Raw genomic sequence first — 15,313 nt, forward strand, 5'->3', positions numbered from 1 at the left:
AGCAAGCCCGCTCCCACATTTGGACTCGGTTAAGCTTTAAGGTCTACGCCAACCCAGCATCTGTGGTCGGCACAATCAATATCCCTGCGCGCAAACCATTCTTGACCTTCGGGTTCGGGAAGATGATGCGGGCGCCCTCCTCCTCGATCACCCAGCGGGTCTTGGCCACGTCTTCGGCCAGCAGATAGCCCTTCGCCAATGGCGAAAAGTTTTCCACATCAGCCGGCAAGTGCAGCAGGAACGCGTCGCTGTGCTTGATCACTTCACGCGACACCGCAAACAGCTGCAGCCCTTCCAGGCTCTCGGTGGCAGGCTCGGTGCCTTCGATGATCTGCTTGAGGCGCGTCTCCAGGCGGGAAACATCCACGCCCTGGTTCTGCCCGAACGGCCGCGCCTTGCCCAATTCCAGGGTGAAGGCTTCGGCGTCCAGTTGCTCGTAGGTAAACGCGGTGAAGGTGATCGAGGTTTTGTTCTGCAGCAGCACCGCTTGCATGCCGGCCGCACACAGGCGCGCCAGCTCGCGGCGCGAATGCTGACGACCTTCTTTCCACGGGTACAGCGCGAACTGCTCGATCTTCGAGCCGCGAATGGCGGTGTGCAGGTCGTAATGCAGACGCGGGCGGCCCGGCAAGCTGAAGAAGCTGCGGGCCAGTTGCTCAAGCTCGGCGGCGCGCATGGCCTCCGGGCCGATGTTTTGTTCGTGACGGCCGTTGAACAGCCGGTTGACGTCCAGCTCCAGGTAACGCTCGCCGCGGCGCATGGCCTCGGGGTTACCGAACAGGAACAGAATACGATTGCGGGGCTTGATCTCCCCACGGGCGATGCCATGCAACAGGCGGTCGAGCAGTTCGATCGGCGCGGTTTCGTTGCCATGGATGCCGGACGACAGCAGCAAGTCGCTGCCATTGTCCTGGGCCTGCGGCGGGCGCACTTCAAGCGCGCCCTCGCTGAGCCAGCGCATCTGCACGCCGTCGACAGTCAGTTGAATTTTTTGCGCCGGTTCGCGACCGGCGAGGGTCAGTTCAAGCAGTTTGCCGAGGGCGAGCATAAGCGGCTTCCTTAGTGGTTGCAGCCAGGGCCATGGACGTGATCGTCGTCATCACCTTCGACGTCGGCCGGTTCCATTTCCAGCTGCAGGCTCATCAGGTTGGTGGCCAATGGGCGCATCAGCAGGTTGGCGTACTCGGCGTCGCCTTCTTCCACGTCCACACCGATCAGCAGTTGGCCACGGCCGTCGTGCTGGATCCAGATCTCCTTGCCCTGCCAGACCACGGCGACGCGGGTGCAGGAGGTTTCCAGCTGGGTGCCGTCGGTGTCTTCAAGGATCAGTTTCAGGGTGTCGGTGGTCATAAATAATTCTCAGCCATAGGGTGTAAAAAGAGGTGGCGTTAATTGATCTGGAAAGGATAAACCGAGCCCAGTTTAAGGATTTGCGTCAGTTCATCCAGTGCCGTCCGGCACTCAAGCAGCAATTGCGGGTCAGCCAGGTCGGTTTCACGCAGGCTGTCGCGGTAGTGCTTGTCGACCCATTGGGTCAGTGTCTCGTACAACGGCGCGGTCATGATAACGCCTGGGTTCACCGCCGCCAGCTCAGTTTCATTCAAGGCCACACGCAAACGCAGGCACGCCGGCCCGCCGCCGTTCTGCATGCTTTGCTTGAGGTCGAACACTTTCACTTCGCGAATCAACCCACCCGATGCCGTCAGGCCTTGCAGGTATTGCCAGACGCGTTCGTTGGCGCGGCACTCTTCCGGCACGATCAGCAGCATCGAACCATCAGGGCGGCTCAGCAACTGGCTGTTGAACAGGTAGGAACGCACCGCGTCCTCAACACTGACCTGGGCGCGAGGCACGCACACCGACTGGAAGTTGCCGCCCAGCTTGCCCAACTTGCCTTGCAGCTCACCCAGCATCTGCTCGGTATTGAGGAACGCATCCTCGTGATAGAACAGCACTTCGCCGTTGCCCACCGCAATCACGTCGTTGTGGAACACGCCAGCATCGATCACCGACGGGTTCTGCTGAGCGTAGACCACGCCGTCATCCTTCAAGCCGTGCAGGCGCGCGACGGCCTGGGAGGCTTCGAGGGTCTGGCGCGCCGGGTATTTCTGCGGCGCCGGGTAACGGGTGTCGAACGCACTGCGGCCGAACACGAAGAACTCGACGCCCGCTTCGCCATAGTCACGGCAGAAACGCGTGTGGTTGGCCGCGCCTTCGTCGCCGAACTGCGCCACCGCCGGCAACGCGGCGTGGTGGGCGAAGTGCTTCTGGTCGGCAAACATCGCGCCCAACACGCGGCTGGTGGTCGGGTGCTCAATGCTGCGGTGGTATTTGCAATTGAGGTTGGCGGCGGTGAAATGCACGCGGCCATCCGCGGTGTCGGCGCTCGGGCTGACGGTGGCGGCATTGGCCACCCACATGCTCGAGGCCGAGCAGCTGGCAACCAGCAGCGGCATGGCTTGCTTGGCCGCTTGTTGGATGACTTGAGCGTCGCTGCCGCTGAAACCGAGGTTGCGCAAAGCCGCCACGTCAGGCCGTTCCTGCGGCGCCAACACGCCTTGCACAAAGCCCATGTCCATCAGGGCTTTCATTTTTTGCAGGCCCTGCAACGCCGCTTCCTTGGGGTTCGAAGACTGCTGACTGTTGCTTTGGGACGCGACGTTGCCGTAGGACAAACCGCCGTAGTTATGGGTCGGCCCCACTAGACCGTCAAAATTGACTTCATAGGATTTCATCGGCGAGGCTCCACGAACATCTGTTTTTATAGGCATCAAATTACTTGAACACACCACAAATCAACTATGGGAGCGGGCTTGTGTGGGAGCGGGCTTGCTCGCGAAGACGGTGTGCCAGTCAATACATTTGGCGACTGAACCACCGCCTTCGCGAGCAAGCCCGCTCCCACAGGGAACCACTCCCATATTTAGATCAGCGTAATACCTGGGGTTAGCGTTGCTGGAACTACCAAGCTTGGAGTTTCCAAGGACGCCACCGGGTACGCACAATAATCCGCCGCGTAATAAGCGCTGGCGCGATGATTGCCCGAGGCCCCAACACCACCAAACGGCGCGGTGCTCGCGGCGCCGGTCAGTTGTTTGTTCCAGTTGACGATACCGGCGCGGCTTTCCAGCCAGAACTGCTGGTAGCGCGCCTCGGAATCCGACAACAAGCCCGCGGCCAAACCGTACTGGGTGTTGTTGGCCTCGGCAATCGCCCCGGCAAAATCAGCGTAGCGGATCACTTGCAGCAGCGGGCCGAACAGCTCTTCATCTTCGCGCTCGGTCACGCCGGTCACATCGATAATGCCCGGCGTCAGCAACGCGGCCTGATCCTGTGGCTGGGTCATTTCCAGCAGCGCCACGGCGCCATTGGCCAACATCAGCTCCTGCGCGTCCATCAAGGCTTTGGCCGCGCCCAGGGAAATCACCGAGCCCATGAACGGCGCTGGTTGCTGGTCGAACGCGCCGACTGCAATCGTCGCGCTCACCGCCACCAGGCGCGCCAGCAACGCATCGCCCCACGCGCCTTGCGGCACCAACAGGCGACGCGCACAAGTGCAACGCTGGCCGGCCGAAATGAACGCCGACTGGATGATGGTGTAGACCGCCGCATCCACGTCGGCCACTTCATCGACCACCAGCGGGTTATTGCCGCCCATTTCCAGCGCCAGGATCTTGTCCGGGCGCCCGGAGAATTGTTGATGCAAGTGATTGCCGGTGCGGCTGGAACCGGTGAAGAACAAGCCGTCGATGCCCGGGTTGGCCGCCAGCGCGATGCCGGTTTCCCGCGCGCCTTGCAGCAGGTTCAACACGCCCGCCGGCAAACCCGCGTCGATCCAGCATTGCACGGTCAGCTCGGCGACTTTCGGGGTCAGCTCGCTCGGCTTGAACAGGACGGTATTCCCCGCCAGCAACGCCGGGACGATATGCCCGTTCGGCAAGTGGCCCGGGAAGTTGTAAGGGCCGAACACCGCCACCACGCCGTGGGGTTTGTGGCGCAATACGGCGGTGGCGTCGCCCAACGGGCCGCTCTTTTCGCCGGTACGCTCGCGGTAGCTTTGCACCGAGATCGCGATCTTGTTGGCCATGCTGGTGACTTCGGTGGCCGATTCCCACAGCGGCTTGCCGGTTTCTTCACCGATGCAGCGGGCGATTTCATCGGCGCGGCTTTTCAGCGTGGCGGCGAAGGTTTCCAGCACGCTGATGCGCTCTTCCAACGGGCGCCGCGCCCAGCCTGGAAACGCCTGGCGTGCGGCCTGCACGGCGGACTCGACCTGCTCGGCAGTGGCGCCATTGCCGGCCCACAGCACTTGCTGGGTCACCGGGTTGCGCGATTCAAACAGTTCACCCTGGCCAGCCAGCCAGCTACCTGCGATATACAGCGAATTCATTATTTCGACTCCCGAGCAGCAGACAACGCAACAGCACGCACTTGATCACCCACCACCAGTTGCAGGCGTTTGGCGGTCTGTGGGTCGACCACCAAGGTGCCTGCCGCCAGCCGGGCCGGAGCGGCGGTAATGCGGCACTCCTCGCGCTTGCGGTTATGGATCAGGAACGGCGTGGCGTCGTCCCCTGGCGTGCCGATGGCCAACACCAGCGACTGGCTGTCGCGCACCGCACGGATTTTGCTGGTTTCACACTCCACCGCCGGGCCGGCGTCGAAAATATCGACATAGCCCTGGTAGCTGAAGCCTTCGCTTTTGAGCATGCTCAGCGCTGGCTCGGTGTCCGGGTGGACTTTGCCGATCACATTGCGCGCGTCTTCGGACAGGAAGCAGCTGTACAGCGGAAACTTCGGCATCAGCTCGGCGATAAATGCCTTGTTGCCTACGCCGGTGAGGTAGTCGGCCTGGCTGAATTCCATCTTGAAGAAGTGCCGGCCCAGGCTTTCCCAGAACGGCGAACGCCCGGCGTCGTTGGACACGCCACGCATCTCGGCAATGATCTTGTTACCGAACAGCTGCGGAAATTCAGCGATAAACAGCATGCGCGCCTTGGCGAGCATGCGGCCGTTGAGTCCGTTGCGGTAATCGGCGTGCAGGAACAACGAGCACAGTTCGGAATTGCCGGTGAGGTCGTTGGCCAAGAACAGCGTCGGGATCTCGCGGTAGATATTCAGCTCCTGGGAGGCGCTGACCGTCAGGCCGACCCGGAAGTTGTACCAAGGCTCGCGCAGGCCGACGGCACCGGCGATGGCGGAAATACCCACCACGCGGCCTTCGTCGTTTTCCAGCACGAACAGGTAGTCGGCATCGCCGCGCCCGGCTTCGCCGCGAAAGGTTTTTTCTGCCCAGCCAACCCGGTGAGTCAGGCGTTCTTCGTTGGCCGGCAAGGTGGTGAGGCCGGTGCCGGTGCTGCGCGCCAGATCAATCAGGGCCGGTAAATCGCTGCTGCGTACGGGACGAACGATCATGCTATCTCCTCAAACGGGCCGCTGCCTGGCAGCCACCCGCGACACTCAATTCTTTAAACCGCGACCAGGCGCACACTCGCGCCCTCGCCGACACCCAGGGCTTCAGCGGTTTCCAGGTCCAGGGTCACCGGTTTGCCGGGCGCGTAGTCCAGGTCCAGCATCACCGCGCGGTAATCCTGCAACTGCGCGTTGCTCACCAGGTACTGGCGGCCGGCGCCCTTGACCATCTCGCCGATCTTCACCGGCACCACGCGGCTCTGGGCGATCGAGCGAATGCCCGAGACCCGTGCGTGCAGCGTCGGGCCGCCGTCGAAGATGTCGATGTAATGGTCGGTCTCGAAGCCTTCACGCATCAGGATGTCGAAGGTGATCTGGGCACGCGGGTGCACCTGGCCCATGGCTTCCTGGGCTGCATCCGGCAGCAGCGGCACGTAGATCGGGTAGTGCGGCATCAGCTCGGCGAGGAAGGTGCGGCTTTTCAGCCCGCACAGGCGCTCGGCGGCGGCGTAATTGAGGTCGAAGAAGTTGCGGCCGATGGCGTCCCAGAACGGCGAGTCGCCGTTCTCGTCGCTGTAGCCGACAATCTCGGTCACCACCGAGTCGGCAAAGCGCTCGGGGTGGCTGGCGACAAACAGCAGGCGGCCACGGGAGTTGAGTTCCGACCACGGCGAACCGACCAGCTCCGGCACCACATAGAAGCTGGTGAGCAGGCTGTTGCCGGTCAGGTCGTGGCACTGGGAAAGCACGTGGATCTTGTTGTGAATCTTCAGCTCGCGGGACGCGTGCACGAAGGTTTCGTTACGAAAGCTGTAGAACGGCTCCGAGTAACCGGCCGACGCGACGATGGCCGAACAGCCGGCGAGCTTGCCGGTCTCGGTGTCTTCGAGCACGAAGAAATAGCTTTCTTCACCGTTGAAACTGACCTCGGCCGCGAAGGACGCTTCGCTGGCGGCGATCTTGTCGCTCAGGCGTTCCACATCATCCGGCAAGGAGGTGACACCAATCGGGCTGTCCGCAGCCAGACGCTGTACCTCGCCCAGATCAGCCATTTGCGCGGGGCGCATCACCAGCATGGTGTCACTCCTTAACTCGAAAAACTCACAGAGGGAAAAATGCCGGACACAATCTTGAAACCAGTGAGGTCAAGTGTGGGAGCGGGCTTGCTCGCGAATGCAGTGGTTCAGTCACCGCAAATGTTGAATGACACACCGCTTTCGCGAGCAAGCCCGCTCCCACATTTGATCTTCACAGCTCCAACTAAAGGGGCCGGCATACAAAATTTTTGCTCGACGCCTGGTCACCAGGCGCCGAACGGTCCATCAGGCTTGCGTCAACGTCTTCACGGCACGCTCAAAACGATCCAGGCCTTCGTTGATATCGGCCTCTTCCACCACCAGGCTCGGGGCGAAACGCACCACGTCGGGGCCGGCTTGCAGGATCATCAGGTTTTCTTTTTCGGCCGCGTTGAACACGTCCTTGGCACGGCCTTTGAACGCATCGCTGAGCACGCAACCGATCAGCAGGCCCATGCCGCGTACTTCGGTGAAGATCCCGTATTGCTTGCCGATCTGCTCCAGGCGCGCCTTGAACAGCTCGTGCTTGGCATTCACGCCGGCCAGCACTTGCGGGGTGTTGATCACGTCGATCACCGCTTCGGCCACCGCGCACGCCAGCGGGTTGCCGCCGTAGGTGGTGCCGTGGGTGCCGACCACCAAGTGCTTGGCCAGGTCTTCGCGCGTGAGCATCGCCGCAATCGGGAAACCGCCGCCCAGGCTCTTGGCGCTGGTGAGGATGTCGGGCGTCACGCCGTAATGCTGGTAGGCAAACAGGTGGCCGCTGCGGCCCATGCCGGTTTGCACTTCGTCAAACACCAGCAGCGCGTTGTTGGCGTCGCACAGCTCGCGGGCACCTTGCAGGTAAGCCAGCTCGGCCGGCAATACACCGCCTTCACCCTGGATCGGCTCCAGCACCACGGCGCAGGTCTTGTCCGACACGGCGGCTTTAAGCGCATCCAGGTCGTTGTAAGGCACGTGGGTGATACCGGTGATTTTCGGCCCGAAACCGTCGGAGTACTTCGACTGGCCACCAACGTTGACGGTGAACAGGGTACGGCCGTGGAAGCTGTTCAGCGCGGCGATAATCTCGTACTTCTCGGTGCCGAAACGGTCGAACGCAACGCGACGGGCCAGCTTGAACGCGGCCTCGTTGGCTTCGGCGCCGGAGTTGCAGAAGAACACGCGCTCGGCAAAGGTGGCGTCGATCAGCTTATGCGCCAGGCGCAGGGCCGGCTCATTGGTGAATACGTTGGAGACATGCCACAGCTTGTTGGCTTGTTCGGTCAGTGCACCGACCAATGCCGGGTGGGCGTGGCCCAATACGTTAACCGCGATGCCGCCGGCAAAGTCGATCAGCTCGCGACCCGCCTGGTCCCATACGCGCGAACCTGCGCCACGCACAGGGATGAAGGCGGCAGGTGCGTAGTTGGGAACCATGACCTGGTCGAAATCGGCACGTTGCACCGGGGCTTGCTCAACGGACATCGGAGTCTCCTGAAGAGGAACGCCTGCCTGGAACTGGCAGACGATGCAGGGATTGTAAGGACAGTTTTCAGCGCCACCTTGTCGCCAAGCGACAACTTCTTATAGCGCCAACCCCGGTTTTACGCGGGTTTACGGCAATGCGACATATTGCGTCGCAATGGCGCAGTGTAAACCAGCGGCGAATGTTTCGGCACAACGCTCCGGTATCCGATCAGCCCATGCCCCTTGCGATATTCCAATAGCGCCACGCCCGCGCCGTCTGCCGATTTACTTGAGCACTTTAACCACGCACAAGGATTGGCAACATGCCTGACTCTGTACAACAAACGCCGCACACCCCCCTTTCGGTTCAGCCCGACCAGCATTACGCGCTGCTCAAAAGTGCCATCCCGCGCTGGCTCGGCGAAACCTCCCCGCGCCGCCGCCAGGCGCTGGGCCAAAGTGTTGCGCGCCTGCCTCAAGCAGTGCGCGACACGGCCGCACACAGCCAAGGCGAACTTAAACGCCTGGCCACCGCCCACTGGGACGCGCAAAACACCGTCGAAAACGCCCTTGCCCACGTGCAGGATGCCCAGCATTTTGGTGAACCCATCCTCAGGCTCGCGTTGAAAACACAGTTCGGTCTGGACCTGGATGTCAGCAATACCTTCCTGCGCCTGTACATCCCCCAGACGATTCCCGGTTTCCCCCTCCGCACGGGCGCCGCGCGCACCTGGACGGTCTCACTGCTGGAGGCCGCCCTGCACAACTTCGAACACCAGGAAACCGAGGCCGACGCCTATGAAAGCGCGTCGACCTTCATCACCCGCCCGGACGCCAGAGGCCACTTCGACACCTTGCCAGCCATCAAAGCCGTGGTGTCCATCCGCGCCTTTACCCAGCTGTGCCGCGATCTGGACATCGGCGCGCTGTATGCCGCCTACCTGCAAGAACAACTGGCCATGACCGAGCCGGTCGCACACGCCGTCTTGCAGCTAAAAGTGGAACGCAGCCAGAAAGCCGAGTTGCAGGCTGCCTTGCAATGGGCGTTGATCAGCGGCGACCTGCAACTGGATTATTTCCGACTGATTCAGGGCCTGCTCGACGGCCTGGACGGCATGCGCCTCGACGGCCAGGCGTTGCGCTACCACGACCTGAGCCTGATGGGCGCGGACTTGCCCGGCATCATTGTGTTCGGCCCCGACCTTGAATTCTCAAGAGGTGCAGCACGCCTGGTGGCTTATGTGCCGGGTGACCCCGAGCACCCGATCAAGGAATACCCCTCGTCCCAGGCCATGCAAAAAGAACTGGTGAGCCAACTGCGCGATGAGCCTTACCAGCGGTTCTTCAGCCGCTTTGTGCCCCACGCCCAACGCGGCCACTTCTTCGCCAACCTGAGCCAATTGCTCGGCCAGATCACCTGGCACCCTTACGTTCAGGGCAGCAGCGCGCCGATCTGGCGTCAAACCCCTACCGACAACCCGCGCGTACGCTTTGTCGCCACCCCGGGCGGTCACGACCTGTGGCGCCACCAGTACCAACGCAGGCTCAATCAAATCCTTAACGACGGCCGCACCCGCGCCGTCGCCACCGCGACCGTCGACCGCAACGCGCGCTGGGCGCTGTGGGATTCACTGGTGAATGTTGCGTCGTCAATCCTGGAAGCCGTCACGTTGATCGTCGCGCCCTTCGTGCCGTTTGCCGGCGAGTTGATGCTGGGCTATATGGCCTATCAACTGCTCGATGAGGTATTCGAAGGCATCATCGACTGGAGCGAAGGTTTGGGCATCGAGGCCGTCGGGCACCTGGTGAGCGTGGTCGAAACCCTGGTGCAACTGGGCGCCTTTGCCGCCGGCAGCACGATTGCCATCGCCGAGTTTCGCAAGGCCCTGCCCCAACCGATCATCGACTTTATCGACCGCTTCAAACCGGTAGAACTGCCCAATGGCCAGACCCGCTATTGGAAACCCGATCTGACTGCGTACGAACAGCCGATCAGCGTGCCGCCCGGCACCTATCGCGATACCGCAGGCGTGTTCGCGTACCAGCGCAAAAACCTGTTGAGGCACGACGCCAAGGTCTTCGCGGTAGAAAAAGGCCAGGCCGCCGACACCTTGCACATCCAGCACCCGTCTCGCCCCGACGCCTATCGCCCGAGCGTGCGGCACAACGGCCAGGGCGCCTGGCACACAGAACTTGAGCGGCCCCTGCAGTGGGACCAGAAAACACTGCTACGCCGCCTCGGTCACAGCGTGGAAGGCATCAGCGAAGCCGACCAGGCGCTGGCGCTGAACATCAGCGGCACCGACGAAAACGCCTTGCGCAAAATGCACGTCAATAACGAAGCACCGCCGGCCCTGCTGCTGGACACCCTGGACCGCTTGCGGGTCGACCGCGACATTCAAACCCTGATCGACCGGCTCAACAGCGATGCCCCCCAGGCCTACGGCAAAGTGGACCCTCAAACCAACCTGCAACTGCTGACCGGCCACGGCTATTGGCCCGAAACCCGCTGCCTGCAATTTATCGATGCCCAAGGGAACGTCGCCTGGGCGTTTGGCGACGACCAACTGCCCGCCCTCCAGATACCCGAGAGCCACTTGAACAACGGCGGCCTGCTCAAGGCGATACTCACCCTGCTGCCGCCCAACGATGCCGCCGAAGCGTTTGGCGCGGCGGTCGGCGATTCGCGCCTGAGCCTGGACATGCGCGCCGCCCACCTGCGTAAAAAGCTCGCGGCGATTGCCGAAGAAAAGCGCGCGTCCCTGTTTCAATCACACTATGCAACCTACCAAGCCACCCGCAACCCACGGGCACAGCGCCTGATGGACGCCGCCCCCGGCCTGCCTGCGCGCATCGCGGAAAAACTGCTGGAGCGCGCCACGGCCAAAGAACTGGCAGAGTTGGACGCGCAGCGCACGCCCCAGCGCCTGAGCCTGCTGGCACGCAGTGCCTTCGAAGAGGTGCGCCTGAGTCGCGCCTATGAAGGCCTGCATTTTGGCGACCAAAGCCTGGACACACAGCGCCTGGCCCTGCACTCACTGCCCGCAATGCCGGGCTGGCCGGCGCAGGTGCGCCTGGTCATCAGGGACTACGCGGCCAACGGCACCTTGCGTGACCAGATCGGTGCCGACGATGCGCCCATCGTGCGCACGCTGGTGCGCAGCGAAACCGGCGAATACACCGCCCACGACGAAGACGGCGCACTCGGCGCGCCCACTGACTTTTACTCGGCCATCCTCAACGCCTTGCCCGAAACCCAACGCCAAGCCATTCATTCAAGCATCGATCAAGGCCCCCGCCTGCGCCAGTACCTGGCGCGGCATGCCCTCGAACGTAAGCGTCTGCGCGAACTGCTCAGCGCGGACCCTATTCGCAAACCGACGTATGACCCTCAAGTCATGAAGCTGCTCGGCGGCATGGACGGCTACAGGGCCCAGGCTGACTACGGTGACGGGCCGCCGCCGCTGCTTGCCCAGGTACGCGAACTGTTCCCCGCGATCGACGATGACCTGGCTCAAACCCTGCTCGCCCACCTGCAAACCCTGCCGTCAGGTGCCAGCAATCAGCTCGCTTACCTGCGTGAGCAACGCCAACTGTTGCGCCAGAACCTGCAAGCCTGGCAGGCCGCGATCCCGCGCGTCGACCCCGAAACCGGGCTTGAAATGAGCGCCGAGCGCCGCTATGACGAGGTGCAGACCCGCAGGATGATGGCCGAGCAACTGGAGGCGTGCTGGCGCCGGGAAACCGAGCGGGACGAGTACTTCAGCACTCCCGAACTCAACGGCTATACCCTGAGGCTCTACGGCCCGGGGCCTACAGACTTGCCGGAGCTGGGCATGGCTTTCAACCATGTCTCACTGCTGTCGCTGGTGGGTGACGGCCCCATGCTCGGCATCGACACTTTTCTTGAGCGGTTCCCCAACCTGCGTCACCTGGAAATCAGGTCGATCCCGCTGGGAGACTTGCCGCCACAGCTCAGTTCCATGCCGACGCTCAACAGCCTGATACTGAGCGACTGCAACATTACCCTGACCCAGCAAAGCCTTGACCGATTAAACGGCATGCATGGCTTGCACGCGCTCGACCTGCACAACAATGCCCTGGGGCTGGTGCCCGATGTGCAAGCGATGCCCGACCTGACCCTGCTGGACCTGTCGACCACCGGCATCGACCGCGTGCCGAACGGCGTGGTGGATCGCCCGCGGTTGGAATTAGCCATGCTCAGTGACAATAAAATCACCCAACTTCCCCCAGAACTGTTCAGCGTCACCCCGGACACCGCGAGGAAGTTCGACCTCTCCGACAACCCACTTGAGCCAACGGCACTTGAACGCGTCAAAACCTATTGCCAGGCCCACGGCGAATTTTTCTCTGCCCAGGCCCCTCGCGAGGAACGGGCCAGGCTCATGAACCTTTACCCGACCTTTCTGGAGGCCGAAGCGGACCGCTTTATCTTCCGCCTGCCCGGCAACATGGACGCCGTCGCCCCTACCTTGACGCGCCTTGAGGCCGAATATGCGCAGCTGGGCACCGACCTTCAGCAGTGGGCCTTGAATGTACCCGATCACCACCCTGTCCTCGGCATCCTGCTCGATGAGCAGACCATCGCCGAGGAACAACTTGCGCGCCAGCGCTTCAAGGCCTTGCTGGAAGATGCCTGGCGTCGCGAAAGCGAAGAGGATGAAGAAAGCCTGGGCGATCATTTCACCCACTCCGTCATCCTTGAAACATCGACCATGGGCCCGCTGCCGGAGCTGAGCGCAACGTTCGATCATGTCTCCAACCTCGAAATCAAGGGCGGCGGCGTCACCAACGGCATCGATGGCATGCTCCGATGCTTTACCCAACTGGAAACACTGACACTCAGCCAATGCACATTAGGCAGGTTGCCGGACACCCTCGCGCGCCTGCCGAAGCTCTCGACCCTGAGCCTGGAGCAATGCGCAATCACCCTGACCCAGGCGGACATTAACCTGCTGGCTGACATGACCCAACTTGAGTACCTGAGCCTGACCAATAACCCGCTGAACCTGGCACCCGACATCAGCAACCTGTCGCAATTGGCCGCGCTTCATTTGAGCAACACCGGAATCAGCGAAGTACCCCGCGGCCTCTTCAGGCTGCCGGACCTGGAAACGGTGGACCTGAGCAATAACCTGATCAGCGAAATCCCGGCTGATTTGCTGGAGTCGACGACGGTCTATGGCCAGGATTGCGATTTCAGCCAGAACCCGTTGTCGCCCGACAGCCTGGGCTATCTGAGGCAACACTACCTGCGTACCGGCATTGACTTTCAGGTGGCCGCCGCCACTGTGGACGAGCACGGCGTGCCGCTGGTGGTGGTAGGCCCAACGCCGATGGAGGAGTAATCAGCCGCGCTCGGAAGGCACCGACGACAACTCGAACGGGCTGCTGCTGCGCCGCTGGTTGCGATCTTCACGCGGCGTGGCGCCGAAGAAGTTGCGGTAGGCGCTGGAGAAATGCGGCCCCGAGGAGAAGCCACACGACAGGCCGATCTGGATGATCGACTTGCTGGTTTGCATGAGCATCTGGCGCGCCTTGTTCAGGCGCAGCTCCAGGTAGTACTGGCTGGGAACGCGGTTGAGGTATTGTTTGAAGATGCGCTCCAGTTGTCGTCGCGAGACGCACACATGCTGGGCGATTTCGTCGGTGGTCAGTGGCTCTTCGATGTTGGCTTCCATCAGCAACACGGCCTGGGTCAGCTTTGGATGGCTGGAGCCCAGGCGGTTTTGCAGCGGGATGCGCTGGCGCTCACCGCCTTCGCGGATGCGCTCCACCACCAGTTCTTCGGAAACGGCACCGGCCAGTTCGGCGCCGTGGTCACGGGCCAATACCGCCAGCAGCAAGTCGAGTACCGACATGCCACCGCAGGCGGTCAGGCGATCACGGTCCCAGTCGAACAGATGGCTGGTGGCGATGACCTTGGGGAAACGCTCGGCGAAATCGTCCTGCCAGCGCCAGTGCACGGCGGCGCGGTAACCGTCGAGCAGGCCGAGTTGGGCCAGCGGGTACACACCGGCTGACAAGCCGCCGATCACACACCCGGCGCGTACCAACTGTTTGAGCGCAGTGCTCAGTTGGGACGCGATGACGGTCGGCGGCTCGTCGGCCAGCAGGAACAGTTTCTGGAAACCTTCGAGCTTGCCGGCCCACGGCTCACCCGGCAATTGCCAGGCGCCGTCGGTGGCAGGCTCGGCGAGCAGGAACGACAACTCGTAGACCACGTCCGGATGCACCCGCTGAGCAACGCGCAAGGCCTCCTCAGCCAGCGCAAGCGTCAGGGCTTTTGTGCTGGGCCAAATCAGGAAACCAATTTTATGGGCGGTCATGGAATGCTATCCGAAGCGAGTAACGGTAATGAAGACAAGGGCCAATGCTAGCCCGGAAACCAACACAAATCTCTAAAGCTGATGAAGATCCAAATGTGGGAGCGGGCTTGCTCGCGAATGCGGTGGGCCAGATACACAGTTGTGACTGACCCACCGCTTTCGCTAGCAAGCCCGCTCCCACATTAGATTGGGATCTATTTCAAGACTGCGAAGCATGCACTAAACCGGTGCACAAAAGCAGCCTTGATTACTTCAGGCTGCCCGACAGGAACTGCTGCAAACGCTCGGACTGCGGGTTCACCAGCACTTCACGCGGGTTGCCACGTTCTTCGACGATGCCTTTGTGCAAAAACACCAGCTGGTTCGACACTTCACGGGCAAAGCCCATTTCGTGGGTCACGACCACCATGGTGCGGCCTTCCTGGGCCAGGTCCTGCATCACCTTGAGTACTTCGCCGACCAGTTCCGGGTCGAGGGCCGAGGTCGGTTCGTCGAACAGCATCACCTCAGGCTCCATCGCCAGGGCGCGGGCAATTGCCACGCGCTGCTGCTCGCCACCGGACATGTGGCCTGGGAACGCATCCTTACGATGGCCCACGCCGACTTTGGCCAGGTAATGCTCGGCTTTTTCGCGCGCGTCTTTTTTCGACATGCCCAGCACGTGCACCGGCGCTTCCATCACGTTTTCAAGCGCGGTCATGTGCGACCACAGGTTGAAATGCTGGAACACCATGGACAAGCGCGAACGCATACGCTGCAGTTGTTTAGGGTCGGCGGCCTTCATGGCGCCGTCCTTGTTGGCCACCAGTTTCAGCTCTTCGTTATTGAGCAGAATCTTGCCGGCGTGGGGTTGCTCGAGCAGGTTGATGCAGCGCAAAAAGGTACTTTTGCCCGAACCACTGGAACCGATGATGCTGATCACATCACCGGCCGCGGCGGCCAGGGACACACCTTTGAGCACTTCATGACTGCCATAGCGTTTATGCAGGTCTTGGACTTCAAGTTTGTACATGCGGTCGGTTCTCA

General features: G+C 61.9%; 10 protein-coding genes. 1 reads left to right on the forward strand and 9 read right to left on the reverse strand.

The window, feature by feature from the left end; translation table 11 throughout:
* Positions 1 to 43 precede the first annotated feature (43 nt).
* The 7 genes from astE to HX783_RS11195 all read right to left on the reverse strand — a co-directional run bounded on the left by astE (position 44) and on the right by HX783_RS11195 (position 7,955).
* A complete protein-coding gene (gene astE, locus HX783_RS11165; RefSeq protein ID WP_177016916.1) occupies positions 44 to 1,048 on the reverse strand; it encodes a succinylglutamate desuccinylase in 1,005 nt (334 codons plus the stop codon).
* 11 nt (positions 1,049 to 1,059) lie between these two features.
* Positions 1,060 to 1,350: a hypothetical protein gene (locus tag HX783_RS11170; protein WP_003214319.1), complete on the reverse strand. Its 291-nt coding sequence runs from the start codon at positions 1,348 to 1,350 to the stop codon at positions 1,060 to 1,062.
* A 38-nt stretch (positions 1,351 to 1,388) separates the two neighbouring features.
* Positions 1,389 to 2,735: an N-succinylarginine dihydrolase gene (astB, locus tag HX783_RS11175; RefSeq protein ID WP_159959186.1), complete on the reverse strand. Its 1,347-nt coding sequence runs from the start codon at positions 2,733 to 2,735 to the stop codon at positions 1,389 to 1,391.
* Between the two features lie 188 nt (positions 2,736 to 2,923).
* Positions 2,924 to 4,393: a succinylglutamate-semialdehyde dehydrogenase gene (astD, locus tag HX783_RS11180; RefSeq protein ID WP_177017123.1), complete on the reverse strand. Its 1,470-nt coding sequence runs from the start codon at positions 4,391 to 4,393 to the stop codon at positions 2,924 to 2,926.
* Positions 4,390 to 5,415, reverse strand: coding sequence for an arginine N-succinyltransferase (gene astA / locus HX783_RS11185; protein ID WP_003193612.1), 1,026 nt, complete (start codon positions 5,413 to 5,415; stop codon positions 4,390 to 4,392). The genes astD and astA overlap by 4 nt, the downstream gene beginning before the upstream one ends.
* Positions 5,416 to 5,468: 53 nt before the next feature.
* Positions 5,469 to 6,488: an arginine/ornithine succinyltransferase subunit alpha gene (aruF, locus tag HX783_RS11190; RefSeq protein WP_159959192.1), complete on the reverse strand. Its 1,020-nt coding sequence runs from the start codon at positions 6,486 to 6,488 to the stop codon at positions 5,469 to 5,471.
* A gap of 246 nt (positions 6,489 to 6,734) precedes the next feature.
* Positions 6,735 to 7,955: an aspartate aminotransferase family protein gene (locus tag HX783_RS11195; protein WP_177016917.1), complete on the reverse strand. Its 1,221-nt coding sequence runs from the start codon at positions 7,953 to 7,955 to the stop codon at positions 6,735 to 6,737.
* Between the two features lie 305 nt (positions 7,956 to 8,260).
* Here HX783_RS11195 and HX783_RS11200 point away from each other — a divergent pair, with 305 nt between their 5' ends.
* The gene (locus HX783_RS11200) at positions 8,261 to 13,306 is read left to right on the forward strand and encodes a leucine-rich repeat domain-containing protein (RefSeq protein WP_177016918.1); all 5,046 of its coding nucleotides are present in this window, start codon (positions 8,261 to 8,263) and stop codon (positions 13,304 to 13,306) included.
* On the opposite strand, the gene HX783_RS11205 is transcribed toward HX783_RS11200, so the two are convergent.
* On the reverse strand, positions 13,307 to 14,287 hold the full coding sequence (locus HX783_RS11205; protein WP_057975155.1) for a GlxA family transcriptional regulator: 981 nt from the start codon (positions 14,285 to 14,287) through the stop codon (positions 13,307 to 13,309).
* Between the two features lie 247 nt (positions 14,288 to 14,534).
* Positions 14,535 to 15,299 carry an ABC transporter ATP-binding protein gene (locus tag HX783_RS11210; protein ID WP_003214336.1) on the reverse strand — a complete coding sequence of 255 codons (765 nt, stop codon included), beginning with the start codon at positions 15,297 to 15,299 and terminating at the stop codon, positions 14,535 to 14,537.
* Positions 15,300 to 15,313: the final 14 nt, after the last annotated feature.

Source organism: Pseudomonas sp. D2002 (genome assembly GCF_013385735.1).
In the GTDB taxonomy this organism is placed as follows: Bacteria; Pseudomonadota; Gammaproteobacteria; order Pseudomonadales; family Pseudomonadaceae; genus Aquipseudomonas.